This window comes from Halorubrum distributum JCM 13561, assembly GCF_000337395.1.
GTDB lineage: Archaea > Halobacteriota > Halobacteria > Halobacteriales > Haloferacaceae > Halorubrum > Halorubrum distributum.
The window spans coordinates 319,179-336,544 of sequence record NZ_AOJF01000057.1 but is presented as its reverse complement, the minus strand read 5'-3'; the positions used below and the strand labels follow the sequence as shown (position 1 = coordinate 336,544).

Sequence of the window (17,366 nt, the reverse complement as noted above, 5' to 3'; positions counted from 1 at the left end):
GGGCGAGTCTCGGGTCGGTGGAGGTGATCCAGCCGCAGATTCCCCTACGGCTACCTTGTTACGACTTAAGCCCCCTTGCGAAGCCCAGATTCGACGTTCGTGGAACGCCTCATCCGGACCTCACTCGGGTGCTTTGACGGGCGGTGTGTGCAAGGAGCAGGGACGTATTCACCGCGCGCTTGTGACACGCGATTACTACCGAATCCAGCTTCATGTGGGCGAGTTGCAGCCCACAATCCGAACTACGATCGAGTTTCTGAGATTACCGTCTCCTTTCGGAGTTGGAACCCTTTGTCTCGACCATTGTAGCCCGCGTGTTGCCCAGCACATTCGGGGCATACTGACCTACCGTTGCCCGTTCCTTCCTCCGTGTTAGCCACGGCGGTCCCCCTACTGTCCCCAGCCACTTCGCAGTGCTGCTGGCAAGTAAGGGTGCGGGTCTCGCTCGTTGCCTGACTTAACAGGACGCCTCACGGTACGAGCTGACGGCGGCCATGCACCTCCTCTCTGAAACTCGGACAAGGTCATCAACCTGGTCGTCATTATTACAGTCGATGCTGGTGAGATGTCCGGCGTTGAGTCCAATTAAACCGCAGGCTCCTCCGGTTGTAGTGCTCCCCCGCCAATTCCTTTAAGTTTCATCCTTGCGGACGTACTTCCCAGGCGGTCTGCTTAGCGGCTTCCCTACGGCACAGCACCCACTCGTAGTGGGAGCCACACCTAGCAGACATTGTTTACGGCCAGGACTACCCGGGTATCTAATCCGGTTCGAGACCCTGGCTTTCGTCCCTCACTGTCGGATCCGTCCTCGCGACGTGCTTTCGCCATCGGCGGTCCGTCCAGGATTACGGGATTTCACTCCTACCCCGGACGTACCCGTCGCGCCTTCCGGTCCCAAGCCACGCAGTTTCTACCGGGCGCCCACCTGTTGAGCAGGTGGATTTCCCGATGGACTTGCGCGGCCAGCTACGGACGCTTTAGGCCCAATAAGATCGGCCATCACTTGGGCTGCCGGTATTACCGCGGCGGCTGGCACCGGTCTTGCCCAGCCCTTATTCTGGTACCACCTTACGGTACCGAAAAGCACAGGCGCTATGCCTGTGCACTTGGGATCCCCCTATCGCACTGTCGTGCAGTGTAAAGGTTTCGCGCCTGCTGCGCCCCGTAGGGCCCGGAATCTTGTCTCAGATTCCGTCTCTGGGTTCTCACTCTCATGACCCATACCGATTATTGGCACGGTGGGCCGTTACCCCACCGTCTACCTAATCGGCCGCAGCCACATCCTTCGGCGCCGGAGCGTTTGGCACATCACTCATTCCAGTGGTGATGTGGTATACACTATTAGCCTCAGTTTCCCGAGGGTATTGTGTTCCGAAGGGTAGTTTGGCCACGTGTTACTGAGCTATTCGCCACGAGTCTGAACTCGTGCGACTAGCATGGCTAAATCGGATCCCAATAGCAATGGCCTCCGGCAGGATCAACCGGAATGAATAACCTTCGAGCCTGATTCCCGGCTCGAAGGGGGTGTTGGCGGGTGTCAATCTCGTTGAAGACGAGAGTTGACACACCATTGCATTGGTCTGTGTGGTGTCCGGNATTCCCGGCTCGAAGGGGGTGTTGGCGGGTGTCAATCTCGTTGAAGACGAGAGTTGACACACCATTGCATTGGTCTGTGTGGTGTCCGGTACATCCAACGGCTTGGATGACACCGAACGACCACGGCTCACATCAGATCACCGCTTACGCCGGAGCGCAGGGGGCGTGATCCTCATTGGGTGAGTCGGTCGAGCCGACTCTGCGAAACCGGGCCGAGTTGAACGGCCCGAGTCCGCGGTGCGTTCTTCGCGTATTGACCGAACGGGCTTATACACTTAAGCACGTCGGAACGCTTTGACCGGCCGCGTCAACGGCCGGTCGGTGCCCCTTCGTCGGGGGCGCCTCGCATTTCTTCGAATGCCCGGGTTGTACTTAACCCCGTCGAAGCATCTACGCTACGTCATGCGGTTTCATGGGGCAGTTCACAACGAGTTGATCCATCTGTGAGTGGTGGCGGACGGAGACGGCCGGCGTCAGCGAGCGGTCGGATGGGAACTCGAAGTCGGGAGATATATCAACATAATATCATAGAATCTCAGGCTACGTGAGGTCTCGCGCGTACGCGGGATGAGAGATAATCCGTTTCGGGACGGACCGGTCGTTTATACCACGGGCGTTTATAAGGGAGGGGGACACATATAAAAGCGAACGATGACGAACCCTGCAGACTCGATCGAGATTCAGAACGTTGTTGCATCGACGGGTATCGGCCAGGAGCTCGATTTGGAGGCGCTCGCGGAAGACCTCCCGGGTGCGGATTTCAACCCGGACAACTTCCCTGGCCTCGTGTACCGGACCCAGGAGCCGAAGGCGGCCGCGCTCATCTTCCGCTCGGGGAAGATCGTCTGTACGGGCGCGAAGAGTATCGACGACGTCCACGAGGCGCTCGGGATCATATTCGAGAAGCTGCGCGGCCTCCAGATCCCCGTCGAAGACGACCCGGAGATCACCGTTCAGAACATCGTGTCGAGCGCGGACCTCGGGCACAACCTCAACCTCAACGCCCTCGCGATCGGGCTCGGCCTCGAAGACGTCGAGTACGAACCGGAGCAGTTCCCCGGACTCGTTTACCGGATGGACGAACCCGAAGTCGTCATCCTGCTCTTCGGGAGCGGAAAGATCGTTATCACCGGCGGCAAGCGGACCGACGACGCCGAGGAAGCAGTCGAGGAGATCGTCGAGCGCATCGAAGGGCTCGGCCTGCTCGGCTGAGGTTGAATCGATCGGTCTGTTCGGTTACCACTGGCTCGATAAAAGTCGGTGGTCGGTGTCGAGCCGCCGTCAGTCACCCTCGGGTGGCGGTCGATCAACGTCGGGCGGCCGAGTGCGGTTCGGTTACGCTTCGGCGTCGTCCTCGGTGAGAACCTCTTTGACGACGCTCGGGTCCTCGAGAAGCTGGTGTTTGGTGTAGCTTCCCTCGGCGCTACCGCCGCTGTGTTTCGACTGTTCGATGATGTCGAGGAACGCGTGTTCCTTCAGGAGGTCGCGGACGCGTCGCAGCGAGAGGCTGTCGGAGCCCTCCTGTCGGCAGATGTTCTCGTAGATCTCGTACACGCGACTCGTCCGGAATCCGTCCTGTCGACCGTTCGAAAGCGAGAGCAGCGCGAGCGCCTGAAGCACGTACCGCGAGTGCGGGGTGGAGCCTCGGATGAGCTCCCGGAAGCGATCGGTTTCGGCACGCTCGCGCGCCTGCGTAACGAACTCCTCGCGGACCGTGGGTTCGCCGTTCGCCTGCGCGATCTCGCCCGCGTATCGGAGGATGTCGATGGCCTTCCGCGCGTCGCCGTGTTCGCGCGCGGCGAGCGCAGCGGCGCGGGGGATCGTCGACGGTTCGAGCACGTCGTCGTGGAACGCGTCCGCGCGCGCCTGCATGATCTCTCGTAGCTGATTCGCGTCGTAGGGCGGGAAGACGAACTCGCGTTCACAGAGGCTGGACTTGACGCGCTCGTCCATCCGGTCTTTGTACTGGATCTTGTTGCTGATCCCGACGACACCGAGCTTACAGTCGGTGATCTTCCCGGCCTCGCCCGCGCGGGACAGCTGCATCAGGATGGCGTCGTCGTCGAGCTTGTCGATCTCGTCGAGCAGGATCAGAACGACGTCATACCGCTGGTCGAGGATCCGCCAGAGCCGCTTGTAGTACGTGGAGGTGGAGAGCCCCTTGTCGGGAACGTTGATCCCCGTCTCCTCGGGATCGTTGACGCCCTCGGCGATCGTCTGGACCGCCTGCGTCTCCGTGGTGTCCTGCGCGCAGTCGACGTAGGCGAACGTCGCCGTGACGCCCTCCTCGCTCGCGGTCGAGACGAGTCGCTTGGAGACGTACTTCGCACACAGCGACTTTCCCGTACCAGTCTTCCCGTAGATGAGGACGTTGCTCGGGCTCTGCCCGAAGATGGCCGGATTGACCGCCGTCGCCAAGTCGGCGATCTCGTCGTCTCGGCCGACGATTCGGCCCTCACCCGGCAGGTGACTGATCTCGAGGAGCTCCTTGTTCGCGAAGATGGGGTCCTCCCTCGTGAAGAGGTCGTCCGCTGCGTCCATGAGAGAGACACCGGGTTTCCGGTGAAATGAGTTCTGTTTCGCGGCCGGGTGTGGGGCGCGGTCGTGAGGCGGGGTCGTGGGGCGACCGGAGGACGGGTTGGTCGGTCGAGACACACACCACGTTTCCGGTGAAAATGGGGGTTGGGTGGGAGGGTCGGTTGGGTGGGAGGGTCGGATGGGTGGGATGGTCGGATGGGTGGGATGGTCGGATGGGTGGGAGGGTCGGATGGGTGGGATGGTCGGATGGGTGGGAGAGTTAGGATGGGTGGGAGGGTTGGTCGGTCGAGGGATGACCGAATGGGTTGGTCGGAAGGGGTCTGGAGAGGTAGGTTAAGAGGTGTTAACGGACTGTTCAGGGCAGGACTCTCGGACAACCGAGGTCGACGCGATTAGAACGACAGAGAGCCAACCGGGCGAAACAGACCGAACGGGAAACACGCCACCAGAGTGAACGGACGACGAGAATTCGCACCAATCAGCGGGAGTGAAGCCGGAATGAAACAAGTGCGACACGAGAGAAACACGAGAGCGCGTAAAGGAGACGTTAGTAGATAGCGCCAGACAGCAGAACGACTTGAACAGGGAGACCGAGACCAGCAACGAGGGGGGCGATTGCCAGCCTATTTCACCGGAAATGCGGTGTTCGATGGAGGTGTCAGACGAGTCTATCACGGGGGAGACCACGTTTCCGATGAAACACACTGTATGGCTCGGCGAGCCTTCGCTAATTGGCTTGGCGAACTTTACTCTGGATCAGATAATAAAACCCGTTGTTTTGGATCGGTCAAAGTTCTCGGACAAGATACCCCGCCCACCCGACAACCACACCAACCCAAACCCCGATTTCACCGGAAACACGGTGTGCCTCTCCGCTCGTTTCGTTCACTACTCGTATCGCCCTCAGATCGAACCCGTCCCCACACGCGCTTCTCCCCACACCCAGTCTTCACGGCGCAGCGCTCGGGCTCGGTGACCGACTCAGCGATCGAGGGAGTCGCGAACCTCGTACCGCACGCCGTCTTCACGGAGCCGCGTCGTGTGCCGAGAGAGTTCGTCGGTCGACACGAGCAAGAGTACGTCCAGCCCGCGAAGGGCGGCCTGTGAGACGCCCGTCGCCGACCCGAACCGCACGTCGGGCGGCAGCCCGGTACGGGTCGCGAGGGCATAGGCTTCGGTTCCGCCGACCGCGACGAGGTCCGCCTCTGTGGCGCGGTCTCTGATCACGTCCGGAGAGGGCGGATCGCCTTCGGTCACGGCGGGGACGGGGACGACCGTCACCACGCCCGGATCGTACTCAACGACGCCTTCGAAGTCGGTGACGCCGACCGCCTCTCCCGGCTCGCCGCCCGTGACGACGACCGCCGTCGCGGCCGAACCCCCCTCGGGGACGGCGTGTAACACGCCGTCGCGCATCTCCAGTCCGACGTCGTCCCCCTCTTCGAGCGCGTCGGTCGCCACCGCGGCGTCGACGTCGACGCTCCCCAAGACGTCGTCGGACACCCGAGAAACGAACTCCGAGAGGGCGTCGGTCCGCGTGATGATCCAGTCGACGCCCTCCTTCGTCACCTCGTACCGACCGCGACCGCGCTTCTCCACGAACCCGCCGTCGACCAGATCGCGGACGTAGTCGCTGACCGCCTGCGACGTCACGCCGATGACGTCGGCGATCTCCTCCTGGCTCACCGCCGGCTGTCGCGCGGCGATCTCGACGAGAACCCGGTACCGTGTCGCGTCGCGCCTGTTGTCGAGCACTCGCGGCCCGGTCGATTCGTCCGGATCCTCGCTCGGTCCCATACCAATACTGTCGTAGTCGGAAACAAGTAAAATTGGTGTGCCGAGCGGCGGGGCACGCGCGACGATTATCGACCACCAAGACAGCCTCGACGGACGCTCCCGCAGCCGGGGGACGCTGGGGGAACTACTCCTGCGCGTCCACGACGGCGACGCTGGCCAGGTTGACGATATCTTTCACCTCGTCGCCCCGCTGGAGGACGTGGACCGGCTCGTCCATCCCGACGAGCATCGGTCCGATGGCCTCTGCGCCGCCGAGGCGCTGGAGCAGCTTGTACCCGATGTTCCCGGCTTCGAGGTTCGGGAACACGAGGACGTTGGCGGCCTCGTCGAGCTGGGAGAACTCGTAGGTCCCGTTGAGGATGTCGTCGACGACCGCGGTGTCGGCCTGCATCTCCCCGTCGACCGGGAAGTCGACCGCGTCGTCGGACTGGAGGATGTCGACCGCGTCGCGCGGCTTCCGCGTCCCCTCGTTGTCGACGCTCCCGAAGTTGGAGTACGACAGCATCGCCGCGCGGGGTTCGACGTTGAACCGGCGCGCGAGGTCGGCGGTGTGTCGCGTGACCTCCGCCAGCGTCTCCGCGTCCGGGTCCTGATTGACCGTCGTGTCCGCACAGAAGATGACCCGGTTTTTGAACGTGAGCATGTACACGCCGGCGACGGTGTCGGTGTCGGCCGCGGATCCGACTATCTGGAGCGGCGGCCGGAGCGCGGACGGGTAGTGGTGGGTGAGCCCGGTGAGCATCGCGTCGACGTCGCCGGTCTCGACCATCACGCTCCCCAGATAGTTCGTGTCCCGCTTCACCAGGTCGTCAGCTTCGCGCTTCGTGATTCCCTTGCGCTTCCGGAGCTCGTACAGCCGGTCGCCGTACCCGGAGACGTCCCGGTCGTCGGGGTCGACTACTTCGGGGCGGAACGAGAGGCCGAGTTCGGCCGCGGTCTGCGAGATGGTATCGGCGTCACCGAGAAGCACCGGCTCGGCGATCCCCTGCTCGGAGAGCTGGTAAGCCGCGCGGATCATCTTCTCGTCCGTGCCTTCCGCGAGGGCAATCCGCTTGGGGTCGCTCTTGGCTTTGTTCAACACGACCCGCATCATCTCGCGGGACTTTCCGAGCCGCGCTTCGAGCCGCTCTCGGTACTTCTCTAAGTCGATCTCGGCCCGCGCCGACCCGGACTCCATCGCAGCTTCCGCGACGCGCGGGGCCACCTCGAACAGCACCCGCGGGTCGAGCGGCTTCGGGATGACGTAGTCGGGGCCGAACTGGAGCGGCTCGTCGCCGTACGCCTTCACGACCGCGTCCGGCACGTCCTTGCGCGCGAGGTCGGCGAGCGCCTCCGCGGCGGCCGCCTTCATCTCCTCGTTGATCTCGGTCGCACGCACGTCGAGCGCCCCGCGGAAGAGGAACGGGAACCCGAGCACGTTGTTCACCATGTTCGGGTAGTCCGACCGGCCCGTCGCCATGATCACCGTGTCGTCGCGCGCCTCTTTCGCGTCCTCGTAGGTGATCTCCGGGTCGGGGTTCGCCATCGCGAAGATGATCGGGTCGTCGCCCATCGATCGGACCATCTCCTGGGAGACGATCCCGCCGACGGAGAGCCCGACGAACACGTCTGCGCCCTCCATCGCGTCCGCGAGGTCGCCGCCCTCGACCGGCGTGGCGAACTGGCTCTTGTACTCGTTGACCTCGCCGGCCTCGACGCGCTCCTCGGTGATGATCCCGGAGGAGTCGCACATCGTGATGTTCTCCTTGCGCGCGCCCAGCGAGACGTAGAACCGGGCCGTCGCGATGGCCGACGCGCCGGCGCCCGAGAAGACGATCTCGAGCTCCGAGAGGTCCTTATCGGAGATGTCGACGGCGTTCATCAGCGCCGCGCCGGAGATGATCGCGGTGCCGTGCTGGTCGTCGTGGAACACCGGGACGTCCATCTCCTCGCGGAGCCGCTCCTCGATCTTGAAGCACTCGGGCGCCTTGATGTCCTCGAGGTTGATCCCGCCGAACGTCGGCTCCATCGCCTTTACCGCCTCGCAGAACGGGTCGACGGAGTCGATGTCGAGCTCGATGTCGAACACGTCGATGTCGGCGAACCGCTTGAACAGCACTCCCTTCCCCTCCATGACGGGCTTCGAGGCGGCCGCGCCGATGTCGCCGAGTCCGAGGACGGCCGAGCCGTTCGAGACGACCGCGACGAGGTTCCCCTTCGCCGTGTACTCGAAGACGGACTCGGGGTCGGCCGCGATATCGCGACACGGCGCCGCGACGCCCGGCGAGTACGCCAGCGAGAGGTCTCGCTGCGTGTTCGTGGGCTTCGTGGTCTCGATCGCTATCTTTCCGGGCGGCTCCTGTCGGTGGTACTCCCTCGCGTCGTCGTCCAGTCCCATGTCTCTCTCCATTCGTGAACGGAGTAAAAAGGTATCCGATGGTGTCGAATATACGATTCGACGTTCGACGATCATTCGACAACGCCCCAACGGTACCGAGAGCCCCCGACGACGGGCGCCGACCGACAAATCTCTCCCCCACGACGGGCGCCGACCGACAAATCACTCCCCCGACGACGCACGCCGACCGACGGATCACTCCCCGATCGGCTCCGATTCGTCGCGCGCGACGAGCGTCGATGCCAGCGGCGCCAGGTCGGGATCGATCCCGGCGAGCGTCGAGACCTCGTAGGCGGTCAGGTACGCGCGCGCCACCAGCCGAACCGGGAGCGTCGTGACCACGACGGCGACGACGGCGCAGACGAGAACGGCCGCGAGAGCGATCGCCCCTGCGGTCGTCCCGAACAGCGCCTCGACTCCTCCGAGCGGAACCGCCGCGAGGAGGAGCGCGACGAGGGCCGTCACGGCGACGAGGCCGCCGACGAGCGCGACGGCGACGGCCTGAAGCATCCTGACGCCGGCGGTGAGGACGGCGTGAACCACGAGATAAGCGACGACGTCGCTCCACGAATCGCGGAGCGACGCCCAGACCGCACGCCACCCGGCGAGCACTCCAACGTCGCGGGCGACCATCGCGGGGGCGATGAACTCGAACGTGAGCCGGGACCCGACGGTCCCGAACAGCGCGGCCCCGAACGCGGTCACCCCGAACGCACCGAGCGCGACGGACGCGATCGTCGACGATCCGGGGAAGCCGCCGAGCGAGACGCCGACCGCGCGCAACGCCGCGGGGTCGACGGCGACGACGAGCGCGAGCACGGAGATCCCGGTCGCGACCGCGAGGAGCGTCGAAACGGCGAGCAGCCCCAGCGCCTGCCGGAACCGATCGCGGAACGGCCGCCAGAGTGCGACCTGGTTCGTCGCGAGCGCGTCGTAGAAGGCGAGCCGGAAGGCGATCGAACACGCGACGAGCGCGACTGCGCCGAGCGCCGCGCTGACCGCGATCCCGGCCAGCAGCGCGACGTCGAGTCCGGCGAGCCGCTCGGCGCCCGTACTCACGACGTGCTCGATCCCCGCCGGCACCGACTCTGATTCCGTCGGAGCGAACTCGCTCCAAGCGCCGATCCCGCCGGTCGAGCCGCCGAGCGACGACGAGCCGGTCCACGACGCTCCGGTGCCCCCGCCGGCCATCACGAGCGCGAGGAACGCGAGCTTCGCCCACCGGACCGCCTCGAAGGGAAAGAGGAGCCGCCGCGTCGCGTCGACGGCGCGGTCGAGCGCGTCGACGGCGTGCCAAGTCATACCGACCGTTCGCCGGAGAGCGTGAAATAGGCTGGCAACTGAACGATCGTCTCCCGAGCCTCCACCGTCGACCCGCAGTCGTTTAGGGCGGACGCGACGAACCGCCTCGCATGAAGGTCCGCGGCGAACGCGAGTGCCAGTCCTGCGGCACGCGGTGGTCGTACTACGAGACGGGTTCCGTCGCGTGTCCGAGCTGCGGCGACCTCCGCAGCGTCGGCGTCGACGCCCGCACCGCCCACACCGACACCTCCGCCTCGCTCGACCTCTCCGCCCATCGCGAGCGGTTCGGGGACGCGCCCGAGACCCTCCCCCGATCCGGGGTCGACGACCTCCAGTCCGACCTCCGGGAGTACTGCCGGAAGCGCGGGTTCATCGACGGCGGCCGGCTCGCGCCGCTCGACGAGACGTACCTCGCGGCCCGCGAACTGCTGGAGGCCGTCGACTGCTTCGAGCGACTGCGCGACCCGACCGACGCCGACCGCGAGTACCTCCTCGCGCTGCTCGCCGGCGCCGATGACGGCGACCGACCGCCGGCCGACGAGGTCCCGACCGCGCTCCGCGAGGCCCGGGGGATGGCGGCCGTGCGCGCGGTCGAAGCGTACCGGAGCGACGCGCTCGACTTCCTCGACGAACTCGAAGCTGGCGCCGAGCGGAGCGATGAGAACGCCGATGACGGAAGCGACGCCGAAAACGACGACGCCCCGACGGTCACCGTCGACGGGGAGAATCCGGAAGCGAGGATCGGCCCCGCCCGCGACGCGTTCGAGCGCCTCCGCGACCGCGTCACGCGCGTCGACGCGCTCGGCGGCGACGTGCCGCCCGCGGCCGCGGACGCCCTCGTCGAGGCCGCCGACGCGCTCGGCGCGTACGTCCGAACCGGCGACGAGACGGCGCTAACGAACGCCGACGACCTGATCGACGACGCGAGCGTCGACGACCTCGACCCGGCGGATCGCTGAGACCCACCGGACTCTCTCTTTTGCCGGCCCCGGAGACGCTTACTCCCCGTCCGGCGCGACCACCGCGTTCGAGAGCGTCCCGACCCCCTCGTAGGTGATCTCGACGCGCTCGCCGGGCTCGACGAGCCCGGGGTTCGCGGGACTGCCGAACGCGACGCAGTCACCCGGCTCGAACGTGAACCGCTTCGAGAGGTACGAGACGATTTCGTGCGGGCCGAACAGCATCAGCTCCGTGTTGGCGTCCTGTCTCCTCTCGCCGCCCACGGTCGTCTCGATGTCGAGTTCCGTCGGGTCCACGTCGGTCTCGATCCACGGCCCGAGCGGCGCCGAGCCGTCGAACGCCTTGCGCGCGGTCCGCCCCTGCTGGTCGAGCGCGTCGACGTCGTTCATGACCGTGTAGCCGCGCACCGCGTCCGGGACGTCCTCGGGGTCGAGGTCGCGACAGCGCTCGTCGATCACGGCGACCAGTTCGCCGGCGTACGTCAGCTCGTCGGTCCACTCGGGATACCGGATCGCCTCGCCGTGCGCGAGCAGGCTCGACGGCGGTTTGATGAAGAAGTCCGGCTCTTCGGGCCGCTCGTACTCCATCTGGTCGAGCGTCTCGGCGTAGTTCCGACCGACGCAGTACAGCGCGCTTGGGTCGCACGGCGGGAGCAGTCGCCCGTCGCGACCGACCTCGTAGCGGCCGTCGGCGGCGACGACCGCGCCGTCGACGTAGCGGCCGGCCACGGGGCCGTCGGGGGTGAGCAGTCGAGCGAGTCGCATGTGGGAACGTCTCCGTAGCGGTCCGAAAAGGCGTCGGTGACGGCAGCGCCCGGATCAGTCGCCGTCTGCGTTCGGCTCGTCGCCGTTCGTCTCCGCTTCATCTCCTCCCTCGACGCCGATGACGACGCCCGACCGGATCTCCAGCGCGGTGTCGAACTCCTCCCGGCGACCGCTCCCGGAGCCGATCCGCTCGACCGCGGCCTCGTGGGCGCGAACCACCGCGTCGCGCTCGCGCTCGGAGAGGCCGACGCGGTCGGCCACCGCCTCCCAGTGGTCCGGCTCGACGAGGAACGTCTCGCGCTCCGGCTCGGCCGCGATCCGCTCGTAGCGCCGGCGATACGCGTCGATTCTGGGACCCAGATCGGCTTGGACGCGCGCGAGCAGCGCCGGCACGCGCGCGGCCGGGACGCTCGCGAGAGCCGCCGTCTTCACCAGCGCGGTACCCTCGATCGGATACGACCCCGGGTCCTGTTCGGCGTCGTCGGACATCACCCGCCGGCGCGCATCGCCTTCTGCCGATACTTCGGGAGCAGTTCGGCGAGCACATCGGGGTCGCCGGCGAACTCGGCGGTCACCTCGGTGAGTTTGATCGCGGCCGCCGCGGTCACCTTCTCGGCGCTGAGCGTCACTCGCCAGCCGTCGCCGTCCACGCGGGTCGCCTCCGCGGGGTCGTCGGTCCCGACGAGCTCTCCGCCCAGATTGCGGAGGTAGTGGGCCGCGAGCCGCCGGGAGATGCCGCGGTAGGCCACGGTCTCGCGCTCCCATCCCTCCTCCGCGGGCGAGGGACCGGACGACTCGGCGCTCGCGTCGCCGTCGGCCTCCTCGGCCGCCGTGCCGTGGTCCTCCCCACCCCCGGCCGCCGTACCGTGGTCCTCCCCACCCTCGGCCGCCGCCGTGCCGTCGCTACCGGCCTCCTCCGCAGTCGTCGACCCGTCGTCGCTCATGACCCCCCCGCGACCGGCGGGAACACGGAGAGCCGGTCGCCGTCCGCCATCGGTGTGTCGAGCCCGTCGAGGTGGAGCACCTCGCGGCCGTTCTTCAGGACGTTGATCTGCGGGGCGAGGTCGCCGTCGACGATCAGTCGGCCCTCCATCCCCTCGTACTCCGACTCCAGTTCGCGCAACACGTCGCCGACCGTGGAGCCGTCGGCGAACTCCGCGTTCACCGTCTTCCCGCCGGCGGCCTCGCGAAACGTCGCGAAGAACCGCAGTTCCAGTTCCATACCCGTACGTCGTGTCGCGGCGGCTTAAAAGCGGCCGGCCGCGGAAGGCGACGGCCGCGAAGTGGACGCGTCGCCGGCTACAGGTCCGACAGCCGGATCCCGTCCTCGACCAGCCGGAAGTTGCGCTCGCGGTCGAGGTCGTCGGCGAGCCACTCGTGGTCGTACAGCTGGCCGATGAGTTCGAGGTAGAGGTTGCGCCACGCGATCGCGTAGATGGGCGACTGCCCCCACGCGCGCAGCTCCGGAACGAACTCGTGGTACGTGCTCGCCTGCGACTCCATGCGCTCCACCGCGTCGGCGACGACCTCGGCCGCCTCGTCCGGCTCCGCCTCGTCGAGCGCGTCGTTCAACCGCGACTGGATGCCGGTGATGGCGCGTCGCATGTCTCGTTCGGCGGTCCCCTCCTCCTCCGGGAGCGACTCGACGACGCCCCTCGGCACGCCGAGTTCGATCTCTGGCATGCGATCCCCTCGGGGGAGCGCGGTCAAAAAACCCGCTCACCCGGCAACGACGGGCGCGCCGGAGCGGACGGCGCCGGGAGCGCGGTCCGAAACCGATCGCGACGGGCCGTCGCGGGTCACCGCACCCCGTTCCGAGAGCCACGTTCCGGTCGCGTTCCCGACCGCCTCCCGGCTTGCGTCCGGGGACAGCGACGCGGGATCGTCGCCGGGCTGTGGTCCGTACGCTCCGAATCCGGCGTGGTTGACGCCGTCGAGTTCGACGACCCGAGCGTCCGCCGGGAGGTTCGACCGAGACGCGCGCTCGCGCTCGGCGTCGATCACCCCGTCGGCGCCGCCCACGACCGAGAGCGCGTCGAGGCCGCTCTCGGAGACGTCGCGATCGCAGTACGCGGCGTGGAGGACGAGCGCGTCGTACGCCTCGGCGTTTCCGGCCGCGTGTCGACAGGCCATGGCGCCGCCGAGCGAGTGGCCGCCGACCGCCCACGCGTCCACCTCTGGGTAACGTTCGCGGACGCGATCGGCGCGGTCCGGCGCGAGGACGGCCAGGTTGAGCGGGGCGTCGATCACGACGACGAGCGCGTCGCGATCGGACGCCGCCACGATCTCTGCGGCGGTGGGAACGTAACTCTCGTGTGCCACCCGCCCGCCCGGATAGTAGACGAGCCCGACCGTCGACGACGTCACCGGCCCGTCGCGGACCGCGGTCCCGACCGCCGTCCGATCGACGGAGACGTTCGGGTCGGCCTCGACCGCCGCGACCGCGTCCGCGTCCGGCCCCAGTCCGGCGGCGAAGTACGCGGCGCCGCCGGCGACGACGATCGCGACGAGGAGGACGACCGCACCTCCGACGAGCGCGAGCGTCCGGCGCCGGGGCAGTCGGCGCGCCATCGCGTCGAGGGCGTCCCTCACGGCGTCGGCGCGGCCTTCTGGAGGGCCGTCTCGGCGATGTTACCGCCGTAGTCGGCCGACCGGAGGACGGAGTCGACGACGAGCCCCAGCAGCTGTGCGCGCGTCGGGTCGAGGTCGCGGAGGCGCTCGTCGATGGAGCGCACGCGCTCGTCGATCGCTCTGACGCCGGTCCGCGCCTCGTTGGCTCGGCGGGTCGCGGCGTCGGTGTCGTCGTCGAACAGCGCGTCCATCGCCGCGTCGATCACGTCGACCGCGTCGCCGTGGAGGTCACGCACGGCGTCGACGACCTCGTCGGGAAGCGGCTCGTCGATGTTCAGCGTCAGGTGCGCGATCTTCGTCGCGTGGTCGCCGATCCGCTCCAGCTGGCGAGCGCTGGAGTGGTAGTCGAAACACTCCTCGCGCGGGAGGCCGAGTTCCTCGGCGGCCTTCGGCGTCCGCAGCGTGGCGCGGAAGATCCGCGAGACGACGAGCCACAGCCGGTCGAGGTCGTCGTCGCGGCCGATCACGTCGCGCGCGAGCTCGTGGTCGCGCTCGGCGAGCGCGGTGATCGCGTCGTCGAGCATCGACAGCGAGATCAGCCGCATCCGCGTGACAGCGTTGTGGATCGAAAGCTCCGACGAGTCGAGGAGATCCTGGACGACGACGCGGTCGCGCGTCTCCTCTAACACCTCCAAGCCGACGAGGCTCTGGACCGCGTCCCGGATCGTCGACCGCTGCTCGGTGGTGATCTCCGCCCCCTCCAGTTCGATGACGTCGAACCCGCTGACGTACATCGTCGTCACCGCCCGGCGGAGCGCCTGGCCCGTCAGGTCGGCGATGTCCAGCGTTCCCCGGGTCCGCTCCGAATCGGACCGCGGCGTGAGGAACAGCGAGTCGCCGTCCGGGTGGAACTCGATCTCCGTCCCGGCCTCGACGCCGTTGTCGGTCGCCCACGTCTTCGGAATCGAGACGGTGTACGTCGAGCCGCCGGTGACCTGGACCTTCCGCGTTTCCATACCTCACCCTCGGGAACGGAACACCTTAATTTTGATCAAAATATATACCTCCGTTTTCCTGCGTCTGGGGTTTGATGGAGTCTCTTCTGTGTCGATAGGCGACTGACAAGGGCGATAGCGACGGCATCGTTCGATTCAGAAGTACAAAATATATAGAAGTATATAGTTTGATTTAGACGGTCGCCGGACTCTTTCACACCACCCGGTTGCGGAGCTCGTCGCCGGCGTCAAGCCGCGCGACGTTGTCCGCGAGGATTTCGGCGACGCGCTCGTAGTATTCGGGCGTGTGGCCGGCGTTGTGCGGCGTGATTGTCGCGTTCGAGAGTCCCCACAGCGGGTGGTCCTCGGGGAGCGGCTCCGGGTCGGTGACGTCCAGCGCCGCGCCGCGGATGCGGTTGTTCCGGAGCTCCGTCACCAGGGCGTCGGTGTCGACGATCGGTCCGCGCGCGATGTTGACGAGGACGGCGTCGGGGCGCATCGTCCGGAGCGCGTCGGCGTCGACGAGCCCCCGCGTCGTCTCCGTGAGCGGACAGGCCAGCACGACGTACTCGGCGTCGGTGACGGCCTCGTGGAACTCGTCGAACCCGTACACCTCGTCGGTCGGGCCGCCCTTCTCGGGGGAGTAACGCACGCCGACCGTGTCGACGTCGAACGACGCCAGCCGGTCGACGACGGCCTGCCCGATGGCGCCGAGCCCGACCACGGCGACGGTCGAGCCGTACACCTCCGTGGTCTCGTAGGTGCGCCACTCGCGGCGGGACTGCTGGCGGTACGCCCGGTGGAACTGTCGCGCGTGCGCGATCATCGACCCGACGACGTGCTCGGCGATGTTCGGCCCGTGGACGCCGGACGCGTTCGTCACGGCCACCCCGTGGTCGTCGAGCAGGTCGCGCGGCAGGTGGCCCGTCCCCGCGAACACGCAGGCGAAAAGCTCCAGTTCCTCGGCGGCCGCGAGCAGCTCCTCGTCGATGGTGAGCCCGACGGCGACCCGCGCGGTCCGGATCAGGTCGCGCTCCTCGGCCGGCGTTCGTGCCCGCGCGACCGTCGCGTCGGGGAGTCGCTCGCGGATCGCCGCCGCCAGTTCGTCGGGGCCCAGTCCGTGGATCGTCTGGCGAAGCACCAAGACGTCTGGATCGCTCATGGAGGCAGTCTCGGCGGCACCGATAAAAATGATGTCAGTCGTCAGACGCCGGTCGTGACCGCCCGGACGGTTAGACGCCTACGACAGCGCCGCGTCGAACGCCGCTTGGAGGTCGCCCTTCATGTCGTCGACGTGTTCGATCCCCACGGACACCCGGATGAGCCCGTCGGTGAGCCCGGCAGCGAGCCGCTCCTCGCGCGGGATCGCCGCGTGGGTCATCGCGGCGGGCTGCTCGATGAGGCTCTCGACGCCCCCGAGCGACTCCGCGAGCGTGAACACCTCCGTCTCGCTCACGACCGTCGACGCCTCGTCGAGGGTGCCGTCCAGCTCGAAGGAGAGCATGCCGCCGAAGTCGTCCATCTGCTCGGCCGCGAGCTCGTGGTCCGGGTGCGACTCCAGCCCGGGGTAGTAGACGCGCTCGACCGCCTCGTGTCCCTCCAGCCACTCGGCGAGTTCCATCGCGTTCTCGCAGTGACGGTCCATCCGGACCGGGAGCGTCTTCGTCCCGCGGAGGACGAGGAACGCGTCGAACGGGCCGGGCGTCGCGCCGACGGAGTTCTGATAGAAGCCGAGCCGCTCGTCCAGCTCCTCGTCGTCGACGATCAGGGCGCCGCCGATGGTGTCGGAGTGGCCGCCGAGGTACTTCGTCAGCGACTGGGAGACGACGTCCGCGCCGTGTTCGAGCGGGCGCTGGAGGTACGGCGTCGCGAACGTGTTGTCGACCGCGCAGAGCGCGTCGCGCTCGTGGGCGATGTCGGCGAGCGCGCCGATGTCGTTGACGTTCATCAGGGGGTTCGTCGGCGTCTCGACCCACACCAGCTCGGTCTCGTCGCGCATCGCGTCACGAACCGCGTCGTGGTCCGTCGTGTCGACGAAGCTGGTCTCGATGTCGTACTCGTCGTACACCTGCGTCAGGATGCGGTGCGTCCCGCCGTACACGTCGTCGCCGGCGACGACGTGGTCGCCCGCGGACAGCAGGTTGAGGACGGTGTTGATCGCGCCCATCCCCGAGGAGAAACAGCGGGCGTGACTGCCCGACTCCAGCGAGGCGAGGTTCGCCTCGAGGTCGCTGCGCGTCGGATTCCCCGTGCGACTGTACTCGTAGCCGCGGTGGTCCCCCGGCGCGTCCTGCTCGTACGTCGAGTTCGCGTGAATCGGCGTCATCAGCGCGCCCGTCTCCGGGTCCGGCTCCTGGCCGGCGTGGATCGCGCGGGTCTCGAAGCGGCGGTCGTTGTCGCCGTCGCGCTCGTCGGGTCGGTCGCTCATACCCGACTCTCCGTCACCGACAGCCGTGATTCTTCCCC

General features: G+C 67.2%; 15 protein-coding genes and 1 rRNA gene. 2 read left to right on the top strand and 14 right to left on the bottom strand.

Annotated features, from left to right (window positions below):
- Window positions 1-18: 18 nt before the first annotated feature.
- Window positions 19-1,488, bottom strand: a 16S ribosomal RNA gene (locus C470_RS15050).
- A gap of 759 nt (window positions 1,489-2,247) precedes the next feature.
- On the opposite strand from C470_RS15050, the gene C470_RS15045 reads away from it, so the two are divergent.
- Window positions 2,248-2,808: a TATA-box-binding protein gene (locus C470_RS15045; RefSeq protein ID WP_004046033.1), complete on the top strand. Its 561-nt coding sequence runs from the start codon at window positions 2,248-2,250 to the stop codon at window positions 2,806-2,808.
- 123 nt (window positions 2,809-2,931) lie between these two features.
- Here C470_RS15045 and C470_RS15040 read toward each other — a convergent pair whose 3' ends face one another.
- The 4 genes from C470_RS15040 to C470_RS15025 form a co-directional block, all read right to left on the bottom strand.
- On the bottom strand, window positions 2,932-4,137 hold the full coding sequence (locus tag C470_RS15040; RefSeq protein WP_004598511.1) for a Cdc6/Cdc18 family protein: 1,206 nt from the start codon (window positions 4,135-4,137) through the stop codon (window positions 2,932-2,934).
- A gap of 978 nt (window positions 4,138-5,115) precedes the next feature.
- Complete coding sequence (locus tag C470_RS15035) at window positions 5,116-5,931, bottom strand: DUF7839 domain-containing protein (protein WP_004598510.1); 816 nt, start codon at window positions 5,929-5,931, stop codon at window positions 5,116-5,118.
- Between the two features lie 124 nt (window positions 5,932-6,055).
- Window positions 6,056-8,308 carry an NADP-dependent malic enzyme gene (locus tag C470_RS15030; RefSeq protein WP_008368331.1) on the bottom strand — a complete coding sequence of 751 codons (2,253 nt, stop codon included), beginning with the start codon at window positions 8,306-8,308 and terminating at the stop codon, window positions 6,056-6,058.
- 195 nt (window positions 8,309-8,503) lie between these two features.
- On the bottom strand, window positions 8,504-9,610 hold the full coding sequence (locus C470_RS15025; protein WP_008368329.1) for a DUF7544 domain-containing protein: 1,107 nt from the start codon (window positions 9,608-9,610) through the stop codon (window positions 8,504-8,506).
- A 110-nt stretch (window positions 9,611-9,720) separates the two neighbouring features.
- Here C470_RS15025 and C470_RS15020 point away from each other — a divergent pair, with 110 nt between their 5' ends.
- A complete protein-coding gene (locus C470_RS15020) occupies window positions 9,721-10,569 on the top strand; it encodes a DUF7117 family protein (RefSeq protein WP_007346070.1) in 849 nt (282 codons plus the stop codon).
- 39 nt (window positions 10,570-10,608) lie between these two features.
- Here the strand turns inward: C470_RS15020 and C470_RS15015 are convergent, their stop codons facing one another.
- The 9 genes from C470_RS15015 to C470_RS14975 all read right to left on the bottom strand — a co-directional run bounded on the left by C470_RS15015 (window position 10,609) and on the right by C470_RS14975 (window position 17,328).
- Window positions 10,609-11,334, bottom strand: coding sequence for a fumarylacetoacetate hydrolase family protein (locus C470_RS15015; RefSeq protein ID WP_008368326.1), 726 nt, complete (start codon window positions 11,332-11,334; stop codon window positions 10,609-10,611).
- A 54-nt stretch (window positions 11,335-11,388) separates the two neighbouring features.
- Complete coding sequence (locus C470_RS15010) at window positions 11,389-11,823, bottom strand: hypothetical protein (RefSeq protein WP_008368324.1); 435 nt, start codon at window positions 11,821-11,823, stop codon at window positions 11,389-11,391.
- A complete protein-coding gene (locus C470_RS15005; protein ID WP_008368322.1) occupies window positions 11,823-12,278 on the bottom strand; it encodes a hypothetical protein in 456 nt (151 codons plus the stop codon). The genes C470_RS15010 and C470_RS15005 overlap by 1 nt, the downstream gene beginning before the upstream one ends.
- Entirely contained in the window at window positions 12,275-12,556 is a 282-nt protein-coding gene (locus tag C470_RS15000) for a ubiquitin-like small modifier protein 1 (protein ID WP_004598503.1), read from the bottom strand. The genes C470_RS15005 and C470_RS15000 overlap by 4 nt, the downstream gene beginning before the upstream one ends.
- Window positions 12,557-12,633: 77 nt before the next feature.
- Complete coding sequence (locus C470_RS14995; RefSeq protein ID WP_004598502.1) at window positions 12,634-13,017, bottom strand: hypothetical protein; 384 nt, start codon at window positions 13,015-13,017, stop codon at window positions 12,634-12,636.
- Between the two features lie 36 nt (window positions 13,018-13,053).
- Entirely contained in the window at window positions 13,054-13,926 is an 873-nt protein-coding gene (locus C470_RS14990) for an alpha/beta hydrolase (RefSeq protein WP_049908787.1), read from the bottom strand.
- Window positions 13,923-14,921 carry a phosphate signaling complex PhoU family protein gene (locus C470_RS14985; RefSeq protein ID WP_004598500.1) on the bottom strand — a complete coding sequence of 333 codons (999 nt, stop codon included), beginning with the start codon at window positions 14,919-14,921 and terminating at the stop codon, window positions 13,923-13,925. The genes C470_RS14990 and C470_RS14985 overlap by 4 nt, the downstream gene beginning before the upstream one ends.
- A gap of 193 nt (window positions 14,922-15,114) precedes the next feature.
- A complete protein-coding gene (locus C470_RS14980; protein WP_008368317.1) occupies window positions 15,115-16,062 on the bottom strand; it encodes a D-2-hydroxyacid dehydrogenase in 948 nt (315 codons plus the stop codon).
- A 78-nt stretch (window positions 16,063-16,140) separates the two neighbouring features.
- Entirely contained in the window at window positions 16,141-17,328 is a 1,188-nt protein-coding gene (locus tag C470_RS14975) for a cystathionine gamma-synthase (protein ID WP_004598498.1), read from the bottom strand.
- Between the last annotated feature and the right edge of the window lie 38 nt (window positions 17,329-17,366).

Coding starts and splice junctions, on each gene's coding strand:
- C470_RS15045 (WP_004046033.1), top strand. CDS start 2,248: ATGACGAACCCTGCAGACTCGATCGAGATTCAGAACGTTGTTGCATCG.
- C470_RS15040 (WP_004598511.1), bottom strand. CDS start 4,137: ATGGACGCAGCGGACGACCTCTTCACGAGGGAGGACCCCATCTTCGCG.
- C470_RS15035 (WP_004598510.1), bottom strand. CDS start 5,931: ATGGGACCGAGCGAGGATCCGGACGAATCGACCGGGCCGCGAGTGCTC.
- C470_RS15030 (WP_008368331.1), bottom strand. CDS start 8,308: ATGGGACTGGACGACGACGCGAGGGAGTACCACCGACAGGAGCCGCCC.
- C470_RS15025 (WP_008368329.1), bottom strand. CDS start 9,610: ATGACTTGGCACGCCGTCGACGCGCTCGACCGCGCCGTCGACGCGACG.
- C470_RS15020 (WP_007346070.1), top strand. CDS start 9,721: ATGAAGGTCCGCGGCGAACGCGAGTGCCAGTCCTGCGGCACGCGGTGG.
- C470_RS15015 (WP_008368326.1), bottom strand. CDS start 11,334: ATGCGACTCGCTCGACTGCTCACCCCCGACGGCCCCGTGGCCGGCCGC.
- C470_RS15010 (WP_008368324.1), bottom strand. CDS start 11,823: ATGTCCGACGACGCCGAACAGGACCCGGGGTCGTATCCGATCGAGGGT.
- C470_RS15005 (WP_008368322.1), bottom strand. CDS start 12,278: ATGAGCGACGACGGGTCGACGACTGCGGAGGAGGCCGGTAGCGACGGC.
- C470_RS15000 (WP_004598503.1), bottom strand. CDS start 12,556: ATGGAACTGGAACTGCGGTTCTTCGCGACGTTTCGCGAGGCCGCCGGC.
- C470_RS14995 (WP_004598502.1), bottom strand. CDS start 13,017: ATGCCAGAGATCGAACTCGGCGTGCCGAGGGGCGTCGTCGAGTCGCTC.
- C470_RS14985 (WP_004598500.1), bottom strand. CDS start 14,921: ATGGAAACGCGGAAGGTCCAGGTCACCGGCGGCTCGACGTACACCGTC.
- C470_RS14980 (WP_008368317.1), bottom strand. CDS start 16,062: ATGAGCGATCCAGACGTCTTGGTGCTTCGCCAGACGATCCACGGACTG.
- C470_RS14975 (WP_004598498.1), bottom strand. CDS start 17,328: ATGAGCGACCGACCCGACGAGCGCGACGGCGACAACGACCGCCGCTTC.